The following is a 19,108-nucleotide window of genomic DNA, read 5'->3' as shown; positions in this document are numbered from 1 at the left end:
CAGCACCGGCAGAACAAAGATGGAGCAATGCAATCGAGCAGTGAAATAGTTTAAGCTCGCAACCCAAGGGCTTTACTACTGATCGGTGGTAGGGCTACAGGGGGCAGGTCACTTCGGAAGAATATTTGTTTGATTTGTTCATGGTGGCTCCATTTTACTAAGTTAAAGGAGCCTCCACGATTCCCGGGGCGATTCATGCCGATACTGACTTGCATAATTACCGGGTAACACTTTATTCAGCCAGGCTTGCCAAGGTAATGAACATGAGTAGGGACAGCATTGAATCGCTAATTATCGGGGCTTTTCTGCACGATGTCGGAAAAATTGGCATTCCGGACCAGATATTGCTTAAGCCGGGCCGATTGACTGCGGAAGAGTTTGAAATCATGAAGACCCATGTTGCGCATGGCAGTGAGATTATTCAGGATTCCAATTGGTTAAAGCGCGCCCGAGACGTGGTGCTTTTTCATCATGAGAAGTTCGACGGTAGTGGCTACCCGCACGGCATCCATGGCAAGAATATTCCGCTTGCTGCAAGATTGTTTGCAGTTGCGGATGTGTTTGATGCATTGATGTCCAGACGACCTTACAAGGAACCCATGTCGCTTGAAGAGGCACTAAAAGTTTTGCAGGAAGGGGCGGGTAAACATTTTGATCCTGACGTCGTTAGCGCCTTTGAATCTATTGCCCACGCACTATATGGCGAGATTGGGCAAACTGATAAAACTTATTTGCAGGCGGCACTGAAAGCAATAACCAGCAAGTATTTTTCGATACTGCAATATGAAAAGTCCGAAAAACCAACACGGGAGATAGGTGCAGTTGCCAGATATCGAGTACAGCTGTGATGGGGGAGGTCTAAAGCCTGCCCCTGTGGTTATTGCAGAAAGATACTGAAATATCGGTGGAAGATGTCTTGCAATCATGGGCGATTATCATTAATAAAAGAGCGCAATGTTGCGATTTGATAGTAAAGCATGAAGACACAATGTTGAAATTGTTTAGGACGCCGCCGAGATAAGCACTGAAAGTGATGCGCACTACAAATGGTGCCTGGATCAGGGCATCGAGTACTAAATTGGTTTTTTCAACTCAAGGAAAACGTGATGTCAAAGAAGATGTTGGTTATTTACTCGATAGTAGTCGCGGTATTGTTGGGCGGCTGCGCCAGCGGTGGATATTATGGGAGCGGACCAAGTGCGGTTCATTCCCACTGACCAGCTCCGGCAAGGACCGAAGGCCATCCGCCTTTTGGAGGTGCGGCCTTTCGAGCTCGACGTGCTGAAAATATGGTCGCTCGGGCTTCTTGTATCTCCGCCGCCGAAAGGATAAATGAAAATGGCAATTGATCCGGTATGCGGAATGAACGTGGATGAGGAGACCGCAGCGGGCAGCCTGAGCGATGGCGGAAACGTCTATTACTTCTGCTCCACCGATTGCATGAACCAATTCGCGGCAAAGATCGAAGCCATCGCCCGGCTTACGAACAACAGTACGCCCATTGGAAAGATCTGCGAGGTTCACGGCCCGGTGGTGGATATTATCTGCGACCATCTGCCGCCGCTGCATCAGGCGCTGTATACCCGGATCGACCATGAAACCTACACCTTCGAAGCCCACCAGCATCTGGATGAAAAGCGCATTCGCGCCATCACGTTGAACCGGACCAGCGGGCTGCAACGGGGTATGCCGGTCTTCGATACCGGAGCAACTTTGCAGGTGCCGACTTCAACGCTATGCCTGGGGCGTCTCCTCAATGCTTTCGGCCAACCTCTGGACGGCGGGTCGCCGCTGCCGGGCGGGGAATCCCGCAGCATCTTCGCCAAGCCCGCGCCGCTGCACGAAACCGTCAATGCCAGGGGAATTTTGGAGACCGGCATCAAGGTGGTGGATCTGCTGGCGCCTTTCATCAAAGGCGGCAAGACCGGGCTGTTCGGCGGCGCCGGGGTCGGCAAGACCGTCCTGATCATGGAATTCATGCATGCCATCGTCGCGCTGCATCAGGGCGTCTCGGTGTTTGCCGGCATCGGCGAACGCATCCGCGAAGGGCACGAACTGTGGCACGAAATGCAGGATGCCGGTGTCATGCCGCAAACCCTGATGGTGTTCGGCCAGATGGACGAGTCGCCGGGTGTGCGTTTTCGGGTTGGCATGACGGCGCTCACCTACGCAGAATACCTGCGCGATACCCTGCACAAGGAAGTTCTGCTGCTGATGGACAACGTGTTCCGCTTCGTCCAGGCCGGTAGCGAAATCTCCGGGCTGCTGGGGCGTATGCCGGCTACGGTCGGTTATCAGCCGACCCTGATGACCGAAGTGGCCGAATTGCAGGATCGCATCATTTCCACCACTGCCGGCGACATCACCTCGGTGCAGGCGATTTATGTGCCCGCCGACGATATGACCGATCCGGCGGTAAGCGCTATCCTGAGTCACCTCGATACCACCGTGATCCTGTCGCGGCTCCAGGCCAGCAAGGGGATTTATCCCGCCATCGATCCGCTCGCCTCCACCAGCAAGATGATGGACCGGCATTTTCTCGGCGACCGCCACTATGCCGTCGCCGATGGGGTGCGCGCCCATCTTGCCCGCTATCGCGAGCTTGAAGACATCATCATGATGCTCGGCATGGAAGAGCTGTCGGACGCCGACCGCACCATCGTCCTGCGGGCGCGCAAATTGCAGCGCTACCTGACCCAGCCCTTCCACGTCGTCGCCCAGCACACGGGGATAACCGGGGTCAGCGTGCCGCTGTCCGACACACTGGACGACTGCGAAGCCTTCCTGCGCGGCGAGTACGACGAGTTGCCCGAAGATCGCTGCTACATGCGCGGCACGATGAAAGCCGCCCTATGAACACCTTTGTTCTGCACTTGCAGAGCGGCACCCAGTACGAGCGCATCGACGATGCCGTCAGCTTCGTTGCCGCTGACGATTCAGGCAGTTTCGGCCTGCTGGCCGGACATGCTCGCATGATGACCTGCCTGACTACCGGACTGGCGCGTTTCCGTACCGCCGATGGAACCTGGCGGTTTCTGGCCTTGCCCGGCGCAGTACTCTACTTCGTCGATAACGATCTCTACGTCAATACGCGGCGTTACCTCCACGATCCTGATTACAAACGCATCAGTGCGGCCTGGCGGGATGAATTGCAGGCCGAAGAGGAAAAGTTGCGCACTGTCACAGAAAGCCTGACCCGTCTGGAGGACGAAATGCTGAAGCGTCTTTGGAACCTGCAGCGCGAGACGAGGAGCGTGGCATGAGTGACGAGCAGGAAAAACTCGAAGAGCAGGTCGAAAAGGCGGCCAAGCGCCTGGAACGAGCTGAGAAGGAACGCTCCACGGTGCTGGCGCAAACCGCCTATGTCGGCGTCCTCGGTTTGCTGTTCGTGTTGCCGGTGGTCGGCGGAGCCTACTTGGGTAACTGGATCGACGGCCTGTTCGAAGGTTATTCGATGCGCTGGACCATGAGTCTGATCTTTCTCGGCATCGTAGCCGGGGCCGTCAACGTCTATTACTTCATACGCGAATAGAGGTTCCCTTATGACCAGTTCGAGCAGCTTCATCACCGAGGTGTTTCGCATCGGCACCCTCTCCATCACCAACACAGTGGTGGTGACTTGGGGAATCATGCTGGCATTGACGGCTGCGGCATGTGCGGCGACCCGGCGCCTGGACATCTCTCCCGGGCCATGGCAGGTGGTGGTCGAAGGTATCGTCGCAGCCATCGAGGACGCCATCCGCATCGTGCTGCCAGATCACTACCGTCAGGTCATGCCATTTATCGCCACCCTGTGGGTGTTTATCGTCGCGGCCAACCTGGCGAGCCTGATCCCCGGGCTGCGTTCACCCACGGGGGATTTATCGCTGACGGCGGGGCTGGCGATCCTGGTATTCCTCGCCGTCCACTGGTTCGGCATCCGCAGTCACGGCCTGATGAGTTACCTGCGCCATTATTTGCAGCCCAACCCGATCTTGCTGCCGTTTCACCTCATCAGCGAAATCACCCGTACCGTGGCGCTGGCGGTGCGCCTGTTCGGCAACATCTTCAGCCTGCAGATGGCGGCGCTGCTGGTGCTGCTGGTGGCGGGCTTTCTGGCGCCGGTGCCGGTGCTGATGCTGCACATCATCGAGGCCGTGGTGCAAGCCTACATTTTTGGCATGCTGGCGCTGATCTACGTGGCCGGCGCCATTCAGTCGCAACAACTTAAACATAATCGAGAAAAGGAGTAACACATGAATGACATGACGTTGTTTACCACCGCATCGACCGTTGTCGCCGCCCTGGCTGTGGCTATCGGTGTGTTCTTTCCGGCCCTCGCCATGGGGCGCGCCATCAGCCAGGCGCTGGATTCTCTGGCGCGGCAGCCCGAGGCGGAAAAGGCGATCACGCGTACCTTGTTCATCGGCCTGGCGATGATCGAGTCTCTGGCCATCTACGTGCTGGTGGTGGTGCTGATCATCCTGTTCCGCAACCCGCTGCTCGAATACCTGCTGAAGTAGGGAGCTACCCATGGAATTTGACGGGACCACCTTCGCGCTCGAAATCATCAATTTTCTGGTGCTGGTGTGGCTGTTGCAGCACTTCCTGTACAAGCCGGTGACCGCCGCCATTGCCCAGCGCCAGGCCGGGATCGAAAAGACTCTGGCCGATGCCCGGGCGATACGGAGCGAGGCCGAAGCGCTCAAACGCCAGTATGAAAACCGCATGGCCGAGTGGGAGCAGGAAAAGGCGCAGGCCCTCCAGCAACTGCGCCGGGAGATGGATGCGGAACGCACCCGGCTACTGGCTGTCCTGCAAGTTTCCCTGGATGAAGAGCGTAACAAGCTGCGTGCCGTGGAACAGCGGCGCGCCATTGAGCAGCAACAGCGACTGGAGGAGGAGGCGAGAATCGAGGGCGGGCGGTTTCTGGCGCGCCTGCTGTCGCGCCTCACCAGTGCTGAACTGGAGGAGCGCATATGCCGACTGCTACTGGAAGACCTGCCGCAGTTGCCTGATCGGGAGCTGCTGGCCCTGCGGGACGCAACCCGGGCGGGGGTGGCAAAGATCACCAGCGCCTACCCCTTGAATGATACCCAGCGCGCCGGCCTCACTGAGGCAATCGGTCGCCTGGCGGGACTGCCGGTGGCCTGCGAATTCGAACAGGATACTAAGCTGATGGCGGGATTGCGCATCAGCGTCGGTCCCTGGATGTTGCGCACCAGTCTGCTGGACGAGCTGCATTTTTTTACCGAGGCACAGCATGCCGACGCCAAACGCTAGCGCCCCATCTTCGCACAACGGCGAGCAGGACTGGCTGAGCCGCTATCGCTTCGGGCTGCGTATGACCGAGCAGGGCCGGGTCGTTTCGATCGGCGATGGCATCGCCTGGATCAAGGGCTTGCCGTCCGCCGCCATGGACGAGATCCTGAACCTGGAAGACGGCAGCCGGGCACTGGTCTTCCATCTGGAAGAGGAACTGCTGGGCGCTATCCTGCTGCAGCAAAGCCCGGCCCTGAGTTCCGGCGTGCTCGTCTACCGCTCCGGTGAACGACTCGGCATTGGCGTGGGGGACGCGTTGCTGGGCCGGGTCATTGATCCCCTCGGCGTACCGCTAGACGGCGGCGCCGCGCCGGAATGCGACGGGCGTCGCGAACTGGACGTGCTGTCACCCCCCATCCTGGCACGGGATTTCGTCGAACAGCCGCTCTATACCGGCAACAAGATCATCGACACCATAATTCCCATCGGCAAAGGCCAGCGCCAGTTGATCATCGGCGACAACGGCGTCGGCAAGAGTTCGCTGGCGCTCGATACCGTGATCAACCAGAAGGGCAAGAACGTCTATTGCGTGTATGTCGCCATCGGCCAGAAGCGATCCAGCGTGATCAGCACCCTCGAAGTGCTGCGCGAGTCCGGAGCGCTCGCGCATACCACGCTGGTGGTCGCCGAGGCCACGGCCATGCCCGGCCTCAAATATCTGGCGCCGTTTGCCGGTTGCGCCGTGGCTGAGGGCTGGATGTGGCAGGGCAAGGACGTGCTGGTGGTCTACGATGACCTGACCACGCATGCCCGCACCTACCGCGAGCTGTCGCTGCTGCTGCGTCGGCCCCCGGGTCGCGAAGCCTACCCGGGCGACATTTTTTACCTGCATTCCCGTTTGCTTGAACGTTCCACCCGTCTGGCACCGGTCCACGGCGGCGGCAGCATGACCGCACTGCCGCTGGTCGAAACCGAGCAGGGCGAGATCGCGGCTTACATCCCCACCAACCTGGTGTCGATCACCGACGGCCAGGTGTATCTGGACCAGAACCTGTTCGCCAGCGGCTTCCTGCCGGCCATCGACGTCACCAAATCGGTGTCGCGCATCGGCGGAAAGGCGCAGCACCCGCGCATCAAGGAAGAGGCAGGGCGCATGAAGCTCGATTACCTCCAGTTTCTGGAACTGGAGGTATTCACCCGCTTCGGTTCGCAACTGGAGGCTTCAATGGAAGCCAAGATCCGCAGGGGGCGGGTGCTGCGCGAAATATTCAGGCAGGAGCGGCTGGCGCCGCTGCCCATCGAATTTCAGCTCGCGTGGATGGTGGCCTACAACGAGGGGCTGTTCGACGCACTGGCGACGGGCGCGATTCCCGCTTGCCTGAGCCATTTGGTTCAGCGCGTCGCCCAGTGTCCGCTGACTCTCGCCGATAGCCGCGAGGAATGGCGGCAGGCGGTGACGGCGTGGATGAAGGAGATGCCCGTACCATGAGCAAACGCATGCTGATCCAGAAACATCTGGGAACGCTGAACGACATCGGCGGCATCATGGGCGCGATGAAGAACATCTCGCTGATGGAGACGCACAAGCTGGCCCGTTTCCTCGCCCATCAGCACCGGGTGCTGGCCGGCATCGAGGCGGCCGCCGCCGATTTTCTCGCGCACTATCCGGAAACCGGTTATCGGCCGGAAGATGCGGCGCCAAATATTATTGTCGCCATCGGCTCGCAAAGAGGATTCTGCGGCGATTTCAACGAATCTCTGGCACAGGCTATGCGCCACCATTGGCAACAGGGCAGTCCCGCCAGCGTGCTGGTGGTGGGTCGCCGGCTTGCCGCGAAACTGGGCCGGGAGCCGCGCATCGCCGCAACCCTCGACGCACCCAGCGTCGCCGAGGAAGTGCAACCGGTATTGCAGCGCCTGATGGACGCGCTCGGCGAATTGCATGCGCGGGCGGGCGAAAACAAGCTGCTGACTGTTTCTGTGATCGCCCATCGCGAAGGGGAAAATCAGGTGGGCGTGCGCTCCATCCTGCCGGCGCCTGACCCTGGGCACACGGCCCCGCGCTTTGCCTATCCGCCCATGTTGAATCTGGCGGCAGCTCAGTTTTTTGCCGGGCTGGCCCGACACTACCTGTGGGCACAGATGCACGACGTTTTCTTCAGCTCCCTGATGGCGGAGAGCCGACGTCGGCTGCAACACATGGAAGGCGCCATGCAGCGCCTGGAAGAAAAATCCGGCGAGTTGCAGCGCAAATACAACCTGCTGCGCCAGGAGGAAATCACCGAGGAAATCGAGATCATCATGTTGAGCAACGAAGCTTTGCAGCGGTCGCGCCGGACTGAAATAGGCTCCAAGGCTGGCGGATCGGTCATGGCAGGCGCGGCATGATTTCTTCGACGCTACTGGCGCTGAGCGTGATTCCCGCGCTATATGCTTCGCTCAATACGTGCGAAATGAAAGGGCGGAAAACATGATCGAAATTATCCCAAATTTCCATCCTGCAATCGTGCATTTCCCGATTGCCTTTACTACGGCAGCGCTGGCCTTCACCGTTATCGGCACGCTATTCAGGAATTGGTCTTATGCGGCGCAGTGCTTGATTACAGGGCGTTGGATGTTATGGGGCGCGGCATTGTTTGCGCTCATCACCGCCGTGTTCGGCTGGTTCGCCTTCAACAGCGTTGCGCATGATGAAGTGAGCCATGCCGCCATGAAAGTGCATCGTAATTGGGCGCTGGGCGCATTGGCCGCATTGCTTGCGCTCGCAGCCTGGGATGTGTGGCGCGGGCGTTCCGGCAAGATGCCATCGCCAGTTTTGCTGGTTTTGCTGGTTGCAGCATGGCTGCTGGTGACAAGCACGGCGTGGTACGGCGCCGAGTTAGTGTATCGCTATGGTCTTGGGGTGATGGCCTTGCCCGATGTCCATGCCGGGCAAGGCGCAGCGCCGCATGATGCGGGTGAGCACGAACATGATCATGCGCATTAGATTTTGTCGTTGTTATTACTTAAAAGGAGAGCAGGATGCGTAAAACAGTTGTATTGATGATCATGTTGGTATTGAGTGGCTGTATGGGGCTGCATGGCGGTATGGGGCAGGGAGGTGGCGAGCGGGAGAGTGGCGGTAGCTCTCACCAACATTAGGGTGGCGGCGCAACGCAACCGGCTTGCCAGTTTGATTGTGTTGTGCCGGGCCAAAATTTACTGGCAGTCATCTAGCCAGCTTTTATACGAAGGAGGCAAACCATGAGTGCCAACATCAAGAGCAGCAAAGCTAAAGCGGAAACCAATCTGACCGAAGAGCAACGGCAGCAATATATTGAGGTTGCGGCATACCATATCGCCGAGAAAGGCGGATTTGACAGCGGTTGTGATTTAGCAAATTGGCTGGTTGCGGAAGCGGAAATCGATCAGTTGCTGGCTGAGGGTAAGCAAGCGTAGGTGGGCAAACTTGCCCACGCTGATTGAACAAAACGCGGTGAGCAAACTCCACCATACTCGATTGCAAGGCCGCTTGAAGCACGCTTAGTTAAAAATTATGTTCATCGTCATCCCCGGAAATTCAAGAGAGTTGCACCGCTACCTGACCACCAGATTCCTCATTTCAGGAATAGTGATCAGCGTGCTGGTCGGCGCGCTTGTTTATTATCTGGAAAACTGGCGAGTTGAAAAGATGGCCTTTGAACAAGCTGTGGCAAGCGCCAGACATTTTGATTCCCCTGAAATGCGCAAACTGGTTGCAGCGGACAATCAGGTGAGTCATCCAGAACTTGCCAAGCTATTGGAAAACTCCGGCTTCGTTGGCATACGTATTTTCGATCTTTCCGGGGAGGTGTTGATAGATGCATGGAGGCGTGAGGCAACAAACCTTCGATCTTCTGCACAAGCGCACCGGCATGATTTTCCGAAACCGGGCAAGCATCACTATAACTGGCTGACGAACGAGGGCGAAGATTTTTTGCAAGTGGTCATACCGTTGCTGGATTCGAGGGATATGGCCGAAGTGTATTTCGAAGGCGTTTATCGTCTCGATGCCGGAACGCAATACGCGAGAAAACACCAGGCGCGCAATGCTGTGCTGACATCTTTCGCTGCGGTGATTTTGATTTTAATCCTGCTCTACCCGGTTTTGTTGGGATTGACGCGGCGCTCCGAGTCCTTATCCCAATCGCTTCTGGATTCGAATCTCGAATTGTTGCAATCATTGGGTAGCGCCATTGCAAAACGAGATTCTGATACCGACACGCATAATTATCGCGTGGCGCTATATGCGGTCAGACTTGCCGAGGCAATGAGGTTGAACAGGGACAGCATTGAATTCTTGATTGTCGGGGCATTTCTGCACGATGTCGGGAAAATCGGCATTCCAGACCAGATATTGCTTAAGCCGGGACGATTGACTACGGAAGAGTTCGAGATCATGAAACGCCATGTGATATTTGGAGGCGAAATTATTCAGGATTCCACCTGGTTGAAGCGCGCCCGGGAAGTGGTGCTTTTTCATCATGAAAAATTTGATGGTAGCGGCTATCCGCACGGTATTTATGGCAAGGATATTCCGCTTAATGCAAGGTTGTTTGCGGTGGTGGATGTATTTGATGCATTGATGTCAAAGCGACCTTACAAGGAACCCATGCTGCTGGAGGATGCATTAAAAGTTTTGCAGGATGGCGCGAGTAAGCATTTCGATCCTGATGTCATCAGCACCTTTGAATCTGTTGCACCTGCGCTATATGGCGAGATTGGGCAAGCTGATAAAACCTATTTGCATGCGGCACTGAAAGCGATAATCAGCAAGTACTTTTGACGCGACGATGGTTATTGCAGAAAAGAAGGTGCTGTGGTCAGCGCTGAACAAAGAGCAGCATGCTGTTAGAAAGGTTGTAACGCCAACATCATGCTTTTCATCCCAGCGAAGTTCACGGCAACCTCATACCGCAAAGCATTTTCGGCGAATTGTGCGCGCTCTACATCCATATCGACCGTATTGCCATCGGCGCTCGGTTGGACAGGTTTCCGGTACATTACAGGAGAGCCAAGGATCGAAGCACCGGCATAACCCTCCAAGTGCGTCGGCGAGGTCTTCACTACCGGCAACGGAGAGGACGTACCGGCCATCGCGTTCTTCAACGCGCTGGCAAAGTCAATGTCCCTTGCCTTATAGTTCGGCGTGTCGGCATTGGCGATATTGGAGGCCAGTAATTCCTGGCGCGCTCCGAGCAAATTTAATGCTGTTTGCTGGAAGTGCATTGCGTTGTCTAGCCGGTTGATCATGGTACTCTCCTATGAATGTATAAACGCCGCCTACCACGACTGGCATCTTAAGTCAGGTTGTAAGTTTGTTATTTGCCGATTAGCAGCTGTTTTCTTCCCTTTTTCAGACTTATCCATTCGATTCGAAGAAAGCGTGCTATACGGTGGCGGAAGGGCTGGAACAAGTATAGACTTTGAACGGCGGAAAAATGCGCGCAGCCTCGTGTTCCCGCCATCACGCTAAACGCAAATAACATAGTGCAAAGGAGCCCATCATGACACCCGACATCGATCCGGTTTGTGGCATGAAGGTTGCGCGGGATAAGCCGCATTATCTGGAATATGCTGGTCTGCACTATCGTTTTTGTTCACAACACTGTCTGGAAAAGTTTCAGGCGAATCCTGCTGCATACCTCAAAGCGGATGTAACTCCGCCCGCCGTTCCGGCATCCCCTGTCGCCGGGAGCTACACCTGCCCGATGCATCCCGAAGTGGTACGCAGCGAGCCGGGCAGTTGCCCGATCTGTGGCATGGCTTTGGAGCCGCGCAACGCCCAGGCGGAAGACAATGCCGAATTGCATGACATGACGCGCCGCTTCCGGGTGAGCGCGACGCTGGCTTTCCCGGTGTTCGTGATGGCGATGGTCACCGACCTGCTGCCGCAGGCGATGCCGGAATCCCTCTCGATGACGACGCTGCAATGGCTGGAATTTGCGCTGGCCACTCCGGCGGTGCTGTGGGGCGGCTGGCCGGTCTTTCAGCGCGGCTGGGCTTCGGTGGTCAACCGCAGTCTCAACATGTTTACGCTGATTTCTCTGGGGGTCGGCGTGGCGTGGAGTTACAGCGTGGTGGCGATGCTGCTGCCGGGAATTTTCCCGCCCGCGATGCGCAGCATGATGGGGACGGTGCCGGTTTATTTTGAGGCGGCGGCGGTCATCATGGCCCTGGTGCTGCTGGGGCAGGTGATGGAATTGCGCGCGCGCAGCCAGACCAGTGCGGCGATCAAGCTGCTGTTGGGTCTCGCGCCCAAGACCGCACGCATCGTGCGCGCAGATGGTAACGAGGAAGACATTACGCTGGAGCAGGTGCAGCCGGGCGATGTGCTGCGCGTGCGTCCCGGCGAAAAGGTGCCGGTGGATGGTGTGGTGCTGGAAGGCGCCAGTGCGCTGGATGAATCCATGGTCACCGGCGAATCCATCCCGGTGGAAAAGACTAAGGGTGCGCGGCTGATCGGCGCCACGGTGAATGGTACCGGCAGCCTGTTGATGCGTGCCGAACGCGTTGGTGCCGATACGCTGCTTGCGCAGATTGTGCACATGGTGAGCGAGGCGCAACGTTCGCGCGCGCCGATCCAGCGACTGGCCGATGTCACGGCGGGATATTTTGTTCCGGCGGTAATTGGGGTTGCGCTCGTTACCTTGGCGGTATGGGGCATCTGGGGGCCGGAGCCGCGCTTGGCGCATGCCATCGTCAATTCTGTTGCGGTATTGATCATTGCCTGCCCGTGCGCGCTGGGGCTGGCCACACCAATGTCCATCATGGTTGGTACCGGACGCGGTGCGCTGGCAGGTGTGCTGATCAAGAATGCCGAAGCGCTGGAGATCATGGAAAAGGTGAATACGCTGGTGGTGGACAAGACCGGTACGCTGACCGAGGGCAAGCCGAAACTGACTTCGGTCATCCCGCTCGCCGGGTTCGACGAGAGTGAAGTGCTGCGGCTGGGTGCCAGCCTGGAACGCGCTAGCGAGCATCCGCTGGCGGCGGCGATTGTGAACGGTGCGCAGGCATGGACCCATCCCCCCTCCAACTCCCCCCTTGAAGGGGGGAGAGTGAGCACGCTCCCTCCCCTTCAAGGGGAGGGCTGGGGTGGGGATGGGTTAAAACTCGCGCCAGTTATGGACTTCCGCTCTTACACCGGCAAGGGTGTGGCGGGAATGGTCGAGGGGCGCGCAGTTGCGTTGGGCAACCTCAAACTGTTCGAAGAATTACAGATTGACGCAGGCGAATTGCCCGCACGCGCCGAAGCGCTGCGCGGCGATGGCCAGACGGTAATGCTGCTGGCGATTGACGGCAGGGCGGCAGGGCTGATCGGCGTGGCCGATCCGGTCAAAGCTTCCACGCCAGACGCGATTCACGCGTTGCATGAGGAAGGTGTGCAGGTGATCATGCTTACCGGCGATAACCGCATCACGGCGGAGGCAGTCGCGCGCAAATTGGGCATCGACCGCATTGAGGCAGAAGTGTTGCCCGAGCAGAAGGCTTCCATCGTCAAGCAACTGCAAACGCAGGGACACATCGTGGCGATGGCGGGCGACGGCATCAACGATGCGCCGGCATTGGCGCAGGCGCAAGTGGGCATCGCCATGGGAACCGGCACCGATGTGGCGATGGAAAGTGCCGGCGTCACGCTGGTCAAGGGTGACCTGAGCGGTATCGTGCGCGCAGTGCGCCTGAGCCGCGCCACCATGCGCAACATCCGCCAGAACCTGTTCTTCGCTTTCATCTACAACGTGCTGGGCATCCCGATTGCAGCGGGCGTGCTGTACCCGTTCTTCGGGCTGTTGCTCTCGCCCATCATCGCGGCGGCGGCGATGAGTTTCAGTTCGGTATCGGTCATTACCAATGCACTGCGGTTGCGCCGTACTGTGCTTTAAGGAGGTAGCCATGTCTGACACACACGAAACACAGCATCTATCCAGAGGACGCTGGGTGTTCTACGGTTCCCTCGCAATCGTCGGATTTCTGCTCTTCACCGAGCACCGCGCACATGTTCTTGGAATATTGCCTTACCTGTTTCTTCTGGCATGTCCGTTGATGCATCTGTTCATGCACCATGGCCATGGCAACCATGACCAGCACCCGCATGATCATGAGTCGTCGGAAGGAGGGGAAAAATGAATATGGACGCTCCTGCTTATGGGCTGTGGTCCCTGGTTATCATCAACTCTGCGGTGTTCATCATTTTTGCGTTCAGCTTCACCAAGCCGCAAACAAAGCGTGACTGGCGCTCCTTCAGCGCATTTTCCGCATTCATCGTGGCGTTGTTCGCCGAGATGTATGGTTTCCCGCTAACGATATACCTGCTGTCCGGCTGGCTGCAAAGCCGTTACCCGGGAGTGGATGTTTTTTCCCATGACGCCGGGCACCTGTGGCATACCTTGTTCGGCTGGAAAAGCGATCCGCATGCTGACCCATTGCACCTGCTGAGTTTTCTGTTCATCGGCGGCGGTTTCATCCTGCTCTCATCCGCATGGAAAATACTTTATCTGGCGCAGCGCAGGCATAGATTGGCAACCACAGGGCTTTACGCCAAGGTACGCCATCCCCAATACGATGCTTTCGTACTCATCATGTTCGGCTTCCTGTTGCAGTGGCCAACCATTTTGACGCTATTGATGTTTCCGGTATTGGTGTGGATGTATGTGCGGTTGGCGCGTACGGAGGAGCGGGATGCCGAAGCGGAGTTCGGCGAGCGTTGGCGCGAGTATGCTGCATGTACGCCAAGATTTGTTCCAAATCGTTTCATGAGCAACAAAATTAAAGGAGAGTCACCATGAACGAAACTGTCGAGGACTATGTCTGCCATATGCAGGTTCCATCCAACTCATTTGCCACAGAATACGCAGGCGACCATTACGCATTTTGTTCGGCCCAGTGCAAGGAACGCTTTCTGGCAAATCCGCATTTATATATTGGATTTCCCGGGCGCAAGGCACCTGCGCAGGAAGGGAAGCAAGTCATCAAGCGCCGTAGTTTTTTGTTGTCGAAGCCGCTTGTTACAACACAAGCCGAGCAGGTAAAACAGGCAATGCTTGAGATGATGGGAATACATGAGATTTACATCAAGGGGAGTAAAATCGAAATCCAGTATGACCTCATACAGGTTACCGCCGAGCAGATTGCAGACAAGTTGGGATTGATAGGAACCAATCTTGGTGGAGGCTGGATGGATCGCCTCAAGCTGGCGTTTATAAACAACCTGGAAGAAATCGAAATCAGCAGCCTTGAAGTTGAAAAGAAAAAGAAGTGTTGTCACTGATTGCCTAAAGAGGTAACCAAATAAACTCGACTTGGTTGTAGTCGAACAGCAAGGCGCATTCAGTTTTCGCGGATGACCGCTGTCCCACAATACGTCACCCTCGATACGCGCCACCGTGATCCCGCTTGATCGTAGTGGGCGTTTGTCTTCCTGATGCCGACTACCGCATTGGCACCGATGTCCCGCGCCTTCTGGGCCAGCCTGAGCAATGCATCCTTTTCCGCGAGGAGATACTCCCAGTCTGACGCTGCCTCCGTCGGCGAAAGCGCTTCCACGTAGCCAAGCGTCTTGGCAATCTTGAAGCTAGGTACATCGTCCGTTGTGACGAGTAGCACTTGGCTTCTGATCAAATCGAGTTCATGCTCAAGTTGATCGAGTTGTGGTTTAACCATGGCTTTGGTTCTGCGACTCCAGCGTATCAAGGCCGCGCCAGCCAGAAGCAAAGCGAATAGGGGTAACACGCCAAGTAGGCTGCTTGATTGAGTTGCTGCTGCGATAGTCATTGGTTTCTCCAATCAGTTTTGATCCAGCTTCGCACAGTTCTTCAAAACTGCAAGTACGCGGTGAGGAAGCAGCTATGGACAGGTTGCCTCTTTTTCAAGCCTCGTGTGCTCGAAATGTGTCCTTGCTGGGCACATTTCGGAAATCGCCTGGCTGATCGTGCCGATACAGTGGCGCAATGCATATCCGATTTTTCAATTTGTCTGGACGCTGGTTTCCTGTTGTCCTTTGGGGCATGGCGGCCTACCTGGCATTTGGCCGTGTCTATCTCGTTGCTTTGAATCTAACCGAAAGCCTTCCTGGAACCGTTTTCCTGATTGAAAAAGATGTCATGCCGCAACGCGGCGAATTGGTTGCGTTCAGATGGGAGGCTAACTGGCCTTATCCCCACGGGTGCATTTTCGTCAAGAAGCTGGTCGGGTTGCCAGGCTCGGTTGTATCAGCGCAGGGGAGGGAATTCTTCGTGGACGGCGCTCCGGTCGGGCGCGCGAAAGAATATGCCAGAACCGGTGAGCCTCTGGAGATTGGCCCGCGCGGGAAGATTCCAGACGGGCACTATTACGTGGCCGGTTCACATCCCGATAGCCTTGATTCACGGTATCAGCTTACTGGCTGGGTTGGCAGGAATCAGATTGTCGGGAAGGCGCATCGAATTTTCTGACGTGTGGCGCATTGGAATTGTTGTGATGGGTAACGAAGGCGTCTCAATGGAGGTCATCCAAAGGTTGCGGCGGCTCTGGATTGCCGTCCTTCATCAGGCGATCGAAGACGCGAAGGGCAACGTGAGGTCAGTCGAGAAACCGGGAAGAAATATTGGCGGCATACAGCGCGAAGCCTTGATGTGGATATTTAACGTTGAATTCGCGAAGCGAGACCTTGTCCCCCTCGCCCTCCGGGAGAGGGATGGGGAGAGGGAAACGGGCATGCCCGTTAATGGCATTTTCAATGGAGTTAATTCTTTCAACTCGGTCTGTGGCTTTCTGGATATTGATCCTGATCGGGCACGGCAGCGGCTTCGTGTTGTACCCGAGATTCGGTGCGGCCTGGGCAGAACGCGATTAGATGTTGGCGAAGAGGGAGATGGACTTTGTTAAATTTCATCAGGAAGGCGATTCGTCTTGACGGTGAAAGTCAGGAGCGTGTCGTGATGCCAGCCGTGAGCGCATCCATGCATGTGGAAATCGACGAGGAGATTCCTCGCTATCCGCCGTTCATGAAAGGACTGCCTGCAACAGACCCGGCAAAACTCATCGAGACGCAGCGGGAGTTAATTGATCAAATTCGCGAAGCTGGGCTTGCATCTCCCGACATTTTCGAGCGATTCTATCTTGAGTCTTTGCGCCGGTTTGCCTCCTACGCGCATCTCTTGCCGGCAAGCCAAACTCATCATCACAGGGGTGCAGGGGGGCTGCTTCGTCATGCGGCAGAGGTTGCACTGTGGTCGCTCCAGTCGGGTGATCGAGTGTTATTGCCCGGAGAGCAGGCGCCGCGAAGACGTCGTGAACTGGAGCCACGCTGGCACCTTGCAGTGTTCCTTGCCGCGCTTTGCCACGACGTGGGGAAGCCTGTGACCGATCTTGTTGTCAGCAGCAGGGATGGATCCAAGGTTTGGAACCCATTCGTGGAAGACCTGTACGCTTGGGCCAACAGGCATGGCGTGGATCGTTACTTCCTGCATTGGCGCGAGAATCGTGGCAAAAAGCATACGACTGTTTCCTCGTTGTTTGCCGAACGCATCATCAGTCAGGCTGGTCTTGCCTGGATTGCGGAAGGGGATGCAGAGTTCGTGCCCTGGATGATGGAGACGATCAATGGCCATCCCAGCGCGGAGAATCCGATTAACGATCTGGTCATTCGATCAGACCAGGTCAGTGTCGAGCGTGATTTGCGCAGTCTTGGCGTCGCGTTTACCGGTTACGAGATCGGCCTTCCGGTGGAACGCTTCCTGCTGGACATCATGCGCAGGCTTGTTCGGGACGGGAGTTGGAGGATCAACGAACCCGGCTCCCGTCTCTGGCACATGGATGGGCATCTCTACTTGATCTGGCCAATCGCCGGTGAAGAAATCGCCGCCGTCATCAATCAGGAAAAAATACCGGGGCTGCCGCGAACTCCAAACAGCATCCTGGACATGCTCGTTGATCGGAAGTTGGCGAACATCCGGGAAGATCAAGTTGAAGGGAATCGCTATTGGGTGATCGCTCCCGCTGTGCTGGCCGAGAAGATACCCAACATCAGACTGACCGCCATCAGGCTGCGCGATACGACCATGGTTATTGATCCTGCGCCGCCATCAGTTCAAGGAAAGATTTTCGGCCAAGAGAAGCAGTTAAAGGAGCAGCCCGATATTCCTGAACCCCAATTGCCGACTGTAACTGAACCGCCGATCTCGCCAGCGTCCAGCCAGGTTCACGATAAGCCAGAAAAGGCGGAAGCCGCCAAGCTGATTCAGATAGATCAACTCGACGGCCCAGTCGGTGAAGCAATGAAAGCGCTTGCCGATGACATTCAATCCGGCAAGAAATCTTCCAGGAGTTTGATCCACGTCGATTCTTCCGGAGCACCTTGCCTCAAGTGGCCTGATGCGCTAAATGGCTATGGGCTGGAGAGCAAAGCCATTCTCGATGAACTGTCGCGCCGGAACTGGCTCGTTCTTGATCCGCTGTCGCCCTTCCGCAAGGTTGTGGAGATAGAGATTGAGAGCGGCGAGAAATGGAAGGTTGTTCGGCTTCAACCGGTAGTGAGGCAACTTATGGAGATTGGGGGCGCCCAATCAGAACCGGCTGTCTCACCGACGCAGTCCAGTGTTTCCAGCCAGCAGCAGCCGACAAAGCAGGGCGAGATCGAGATGGCGGGCGAAGATACGCGACTTGAAGCGATACAAAGTATCATTGCCACCTTGAGGGACGGAGTGAGAGAAGGCATCCTGACATCGGAACAGGATGGCGACTTTATCTGGATACCATCACGGAAGGCCGAACCACTGTTGATAGAGCGACTCAAGTTGAAGCGGGTGAAAATAATGCAACTGGGCGGCGTTGTTCCCGACGCGTTTATATCTCAAACCCGGAAAAGGTCACATTGCTATCGAATACCAGCCATGCCTTTAACGAATAAAGCAAAAGAACGATGAATACGTTGCAACGAGCAGAGGTTGAATGTTTTCTTTCCAGCGGCAACCACGACGATATCTTATTCAAGATATGGCCAGGCGATTCGGTCGTTGGTCGGACGATAAATGGGGATACCGCACTGCGTAGCGCGCTCATTTCAGCGGTTCGGGAACGAGCCGAACAAGCTGCCGTATCTGCATACCAGGAGTATTTCGGCCTAGACATAATTTCACGCGAGAAATTTGCACCCATGGTGCGAGGGTTGTTTCCGCAGAGCGAGCAATTGGTCATCCTCGACATGCTTGAACGCTCGGTCGTCTTTCTTACACCTGCGACGATAAACACTGTCCTTGAGAAGACAACGTGGCTCAAGACCGCGTGGAATCTGGCGAATATTTACCTTGCCAGTTTGGATGCAAAGCCACTTTCTGAGAGTGCTCCAGACATTGTTGGCCTGAGCGAAGAAACAACCTGCTACGTGTCCATGAAGTATTTCAGCAACAGCAATCCGCTCGAAGATTACGTGGTTCACGAAGCGGCTCATATTTTCCACAATTGCAAACGTGAGACGATCGGACTGCCCGCAACCCGTCGTCGTGAATGGCTGCTTGAGATTGATTACGCCAAACGCGAAACATTCGCCTATGCCTGCGAAGCCTATAGCCGCATTCTTGAGCTTGGCGAAACCCGCGCAGCGCGCAGCAGACTTCTGTCAGAACTTGCCGAAGGGCCAATGCCGCCGGACGAGCGTGTTGAGGGGGCTGAATATGTCGATATTCTTCGAGAGGCCGTTGCCGCCAGAAATGGATGGAAGCGTATGTTTGAGCGGTGTTCTCCTCCAAGGCTAACTCACCACAATTAAGCGATAGCGGTACATTATCCCGTTGAACACTGAAGGCACATCTGCGAATCTGATGTGACTCGCGTCACCGAAATGCGCCCTAAAAGTTCGCATTTCAAAATC

At 56.3% G+C, this 19,108-nt stretch carries 22 protein-coding genes; 20 read left to right on the top strand and 2 right to left on the bottom strand.

Going from position 1 to position 19,108, the window contains the following annotated elements; genetic code table 11:
- The first annotated feature begins 209 nt into the window (after nt 1-209).
- The 12 genes from ACYPYQ_RS09445 (at nt 210) to ACYPYQ_RS09390 (ending at nt 10,045) form a co-directional block, all read left to right on the top strand.
- On the top strand, nt 210-848 hold the full coding sequence (locus tag ACYPYQ_RS09445; protein ID WP_459723437.1) for an HD-GYP domain-containing protein: 639 nt from the start codon (nt 210-212) through the stop codon (nt 846-848).
- Between the two features lie 490 nt (nt 849-1,338).
- Nucleotides 1,339-2,856 (top strand): F0F1 ATP synthase subunit beta, encoded by a 1,518-nt coding sequence (gene atpD, locus ACYPYQ_RS09440; RefSeq protein WP_459723434.1) that lies wholly within the window; start codon nt 1,339-1,341, stop codon nt 2,854-2,856.
- On the top strand, nt 2,853-3,263 hold the full coding sequence (locus tag ACYPYQ_RS09435) for a F0F1 ATP synthase subunit epsilon (RefSeq protein ID WP_459723429.1): 411 nt from the start codon (nt 2,853-2,855) through the stop codon (nt 3,261-3,263). Before atpD ends, ACYPYQ_RS09435 begins: the two co-directional genes overlap by 4 nt.
- Complete coding sequence (locus ACYPYQ_RS09430; RefSeq protein WP_459723426.1) at nt 3,260-3,532, top strand: AtpZ/AtpI family protein; 273 nt, start codon at nt 3,260-3,262, stop codon at nt 3,530-3,532. The genes ACYPYQ_RS09435 and ACYPYQ_RS09430 overlap by 4 nt, the downstream gene beginning before the upstream one ends.
- Nucleotides 3,533-3,542: 10 nt before the next feature.
- Nucleotides 3,543-4,232 (top strand): F0F1 ATP synthase subunit A, encoded by a 690-nt coding sequence (locus tag ACYPYQ_RS09425; RefSeq protein WP_459723423.1) that lies wholly within the window; start codon nt 3,543-3,545, stop codon nt 4,230-4,232.
- Nucleotides 4,233-4,235: 3 nt separating this feature from the next.
- On the top strand, nt 4,236-4,502 hold the full coding sequence (locus ACYPYQ_RS09420) for a F0F1 ATP synthase subunit C (RefSeq protein WP_459723419.1): 267 nt from the start codon (nt 4,236-4,238) through the stop codon (nt 4,500-4,502).
- A 10-nt stretch (nt 4,503-4,512) separates the two neighbouring features.
- On the top strand, nt 4,513-5,262 hold the full coding sequence (locus ACYPYQ_RS09415; protein ID WP_459723417.1) for a F0F1 ATP synthase subunit delta: 750 nt from the start codon (nt 4,513-4,515) through the stop codon (nt 5,260-5,262).
- The gene (locus tag ACYPYQ_RS09410; protein ID WP_459723414.1) at nt 5,243-6,730 is read left to right on the top strand and encodes a F0F1 ATP synthase subunit alpha; all 1,488 of its coding nucleotides are present in this window, start codon (nt 5,243-5,245) and stop codon (nt 6,728-6,730) included. Before ACYPYQ_RS09415 ends, ACYPYQ_RS09410 begins: the two co-directional genes overlap by 20 nt.
- Nucleotides 6,727-7,629 (top strand): F0F1 ATP synthase subunit gamma, encoded by a 903-nt coding sequence (locus ACYPYQ_RS09405; RefSeq protein ID WP_459723411.1) that lies wholly within the window; start codon nt 6,727-6,729, stop codon nt 7,627-7,629. Before ACYPYQ_RS09410 ends, ACYPYQ_RS09405 begins: the two co-directional genes overlap by 4 nt.
- Before the next feature lie 82 nt (nt 7,630-7,711).
- Nucleotides 7,712-8,227, top strand: a complete 516-nt coding sequence (locus tag ACYPYQ_RS09400) for a DUF2231 domain-containing protein (RefSeq protein WP_459723405.1) — start codon at nt 7,712-7,714, stop codon at nt 8,225-8,227.
- A gap of 257 nt (nt 8,228-8,484) precedes the next feature.
- Nucleotides 8,485-8,679, top strand: coding sequence for a DUF2934 domain-containing protein (locus ACYPYQ_RS09395; protein ID WP_459723403.1), 195 nt, complete (start codon nt 8,485-8,487; stop codon nt 8,677-8,679).
- Nucleotides 8,680-8,776: 97 nt separating this feature from the next.
- The gene (locus tag ACYPYQ_RS09390) at nt 8,777-10,045 is read left to right on the top strand and encodes an HD-GYP domain-containing protein (protein ID WP_459723398.1); all 1,269 of its coding nucleotides are present in this window, start codon (nt 8,777-8,779) and stop codon (nt 10,043-10,045) included.
- A gap of 65 nt (nt 10,046-10,110) precedes the next feature.
- On the opposite strand, the gene flgB is transcribed toward ACYPYQ_RS09390, so the two are convergent.
- The gene (flgB, locus tag ACYPYQ_RS09385; RefSeq protein WP_459723393.1) at nt 10,111-10,512 is read right to left on the bottom strand and encodes a flagellar basal body rod protein FlgB; all 402 of its coding nucleotides are present in this window, start codon (nt 10,510-10,512) and stop codon (nt 10,111-10,113) included.
- A 254-nt stretch (nt 10,513-10,766) separates the two neighbouring features.
- Here flgB and ACYPYQ_RS09380 point away from each other — a divergent pair, with 254 nt between their 5' ends.
- The 4 genes from ACYPYQ_RS09380 to ACYPYQ_RS09365 are packed head-to-tail and all read left to right on the top strand — an operon-like array spanning nt 10,767 to nt 14,530.
- Entirely contained in the window at nt 10,767-13,145 is a 2,379-nt protein-coding gene (locus tag ACYPYQ_RS09380) for a heavy metal translocating P-type ATPase (RefSeq protein ID WP_459723390.1), read from the top strand.
- Nucleotides 13,146-13,155: 10 nt separating this feature from the next.
- Complete coding sequence (locus tag ACYPYQ_RS09375) at nt 13,156-13,389, top strand: DUF2933 domain-containing protein (protein WP_459723386.1); 234 nt, start codon at nt 13,156-13,158, stop codon at nt 13,387-13,389.
- Nucleotides 13,386-14,048, top strand: coding sequence for a methyltransferase family protein (locus tag ACYPYQ_RS09370; protein WP_459723383.1), 663 nt, complete (start codon nt 13,386-13,388; stop codon nt 14,046-14,048). The genes ACYPYQ_RS09375 and ACYPYQ_RS09370 overlap by 4 nt, the downstream gene beginning before the upstream one ends.
- Complete coding sequence (locus ACYPYQ_RS09365) at nt 14,045-14,530, top strand: YHS domain-containing protein (protein ID WP_459723379.1); 486 nt, start codon at nt 14,045-14,047, stop codon at nt 14,528-14,530. Before ACYPYQ_RS09370 ends, ACYPYQ_RS09365 begins: the two co-directional genes overlap by 4 nt.
- Before the next feature lie 59 nt (nt 14,531-14,589).
- On the opposite strand, the gene ACYPYQ_RS09360 is transcribed toward ACYPYQ_RS09365, so the two are convergent.
- A complete protein-coding gene (locus ACYPYQ_RS09360) occupies nt 14,590-15,033 on the bottom strand; it encodes a heavy metal-binding domain-containing protein (protein ID WP_459723375.1) in 444 nt (147 codons plus the stop codon).
- Nucleotides 15,034-15,209: 176 nt separating this feature from the next.
- On the opposite strand from ACYPYQ_RS09360, the gene lepB reads away from it, so the two are divergent.
- From lepB to ACYPYQ_RS09340, 4 genes are read left to right on the top strand one after another with little or no spacing between them, the layout of a single operon-like run.
- Nucleotides 15,210-15,692 (top strand): signal peptidase I, encoded by a 483-nt coding sequence (gene lepB / locus ACYPYQ_RS09355; protein WP_459723371.1) that lies wholly within the window; start codon nt 15,210-15,212, stop codon nt 15,690-15,692.
- A 25-nt stretch (nt 15,693-15,717) separates the two neighbouring features.
- Nucleotides 15,718-16,125 (top strand): hypothetical protein, encoded by a 408-nt coding sequence (locus ACYPYQ_RS09350; protein ID WP_459723369.1) that lies wholly within the window; start codon nt 15,718-15,720, stop codon nt 16,123-16,125.
- Complete coding sequence (mobH, locus tag ACYPYQ_RS09345) at nt 16,119-18,164, top strand: MobH family relaxase (protein ID WP_459723367.1); 2,046 nt, start codon at nt 16,119-16,121, stop codon at nt 18,162-18,164. The genes ACYPYQ_RS09350 and mobH overlap by 7 nt, the downstream gene beginning before the upstream one ends.
- On the top strand, nt 18,161-19,006 hold the full coding sequence (locus tag ACYPYQ_RS09340; protein WP_459723365.1) for a hypothetical protein: 846 nt from the start codon (nt 18,161-18,163) through the stop codon (nt 19,004-19,006). Before mobH ends, ACYPYQ_RS09340 begins: the two co-directional genes overlap by 4 nt.
- Nucleotides 19,007-19,108: the final 102 nt, after the last annotated feature.

It is taken from the genome of Sideroxyarcus sp. TK5 (assembly GCF_054601595.1).
Note: the sequence above shows the minus strand (reverse complement) of the source record. Positions and strands in the feature narration are given on the sequence as shown.

Excerpts from the sequence above, each read along its gene's own strand:
- ACYPYQ_RS09360 (WP_459723375.1), bottom strand. The coding sequence starts at position 15,033 with ATGACTATCGCAGCAGCAACTCAATCAAGCAGCCTACTTGGCGTGTTA.
- ACYPYQ_RS09415 (WP_459723417.1), top strand. The coding sequence starts at position 4,513 with ATGGAATTTGACGGGACCACCTTCGCGCTCGAAATCATCAATTTTCTG.
- ACYPYQ_RS09365 (WP_459723379.1), top strand. The coding sequence starts at position 14,045 with ATGAACGAAACTGTCGAGGACTATGTCTGCCATATGCAGGTTCCATCC.
- ACYPYQ_RS09410 (WP_459723414.1), top strand. The coding sequence starts at position 5,243 with ATGCCGACGCCAAACGCTAGCGCCCCATCTTCGCACAACGGCGAGCAG.
- ACYPYQ_RS09400 (WP_459723405.1), top strand. The coding sequence starts at position 7,712 with ATGATCGAAATTATCCCAAATTTCCATCCTGCAATCGTGCATTTCCCG.
- flgB (WP_459723393.1), bottom strand. The coding sequence starts at position 10,512 with ATGATCAACCGGCTAGACAACGCAATGCACTTCCAGCAAACAGCATTA.
- ACYPYQ_RS09380 (WP_459723390.1), top strand. The coding sequence starts at position 10,767 with ATGACACCCGACATCGATCCGGTTTGTGGCATGAAGGTTGCGCGGGAT.
- ACYPYQ_RS09430 (WP_459723426.1), top strand. The coding sequence starts at position 3,260 with ATGAGTGACGAGCAGGAAAAACTCGAAGAGCAGGTCGAAAAGGCGGCC.
- ACYPYQ_RS09425 (WP_459723423.1), top strand. The coding sequence starts at position 3,543 with ATGACCAGTTCGAGCAGCTTCATCACCGAGGTGTTTCGCATCGGCACC.
- ACYPYQ_RS09420 (WP_459723419.1), top strand. The coding sequence starts at position 4,236 with ATGAATGACATGACGTTGTTTACCACCGCATCGACCGTTGTCGCCGCC.
- lepB (WP_459723371.1), top strand. The coding sequence starts at position 15,210 with ATGCATATCCGATTTTTCAATTTGTCTGGACGCTGGTTTCCTGTTGTC.
- ACYPYQ_RS09340 (WP_459723365.1), top strand. The coding sequence starts at position 18,161 with ATGAATACGTTGCAACGAGCAGAGGTTGAATGTTTTCTTTCCAGCGGC.
- ACYPYQ_RS09395 (WP_459723403.1), top strand. The coding sequence starts at position 8,485 with ATGAGTGCCAACATCAAGAGCAGCAAAGCTAAAGCGGAAACCAATCTG.
- ACYPYQ_RS09350 (WP_459723369.1), top strand. The coding sequence starts at position 15,718 with ATGGGTAACGAAGGCGTCTCAATGGAGGTCATCCAAAGGTTGCGGCGG.
- atpD (WP_459723434.1), top strand. The coding sequence starts at position 1,339 with ATGGCAATTGATCCGGTATGCGGAATGAACGTGGATGAGGAGACCGCA.
- ACYPYQ_RS09435 (WP_459723429.1), top strand. The coding sequence starts at position 2,853 with ATGAACACCTTTGTTCTGCACTTGCAGAGCGGCACCCAGTACGAGCGC.
- ACYPYQ_RS09390 (WP_459723398.1), top strand. The coding sequence starts at position 8,777 with ATGTTCATCGTCATCCCCGGAAATTCAAGAGAGTTGCACCGCTACCTG.
- ACYPYQ_RS09370 (WP_459723383.1), top strand. The coding sequence starts at position 13,386 with ATGAATATGGACGCTCCTGCTTATGGGCTGTGGTCCCTGGTTATCATC.
- ACYPYQ_RS09375 (WP_459723386.1), top strand. The coding sequence starts at position 13,156 with ATGTCTGACACACACGAAACACAGCATCTATCCAGAGGACGCTGGGTG.
- ACYPYQ_RS09405 (WP_459723411.1), top strand. The coding sequence starts at position 6,727 with ATGAGCAAACGCATGCTGATCCAGAAACATCTGGGAACGCTGAACGAC.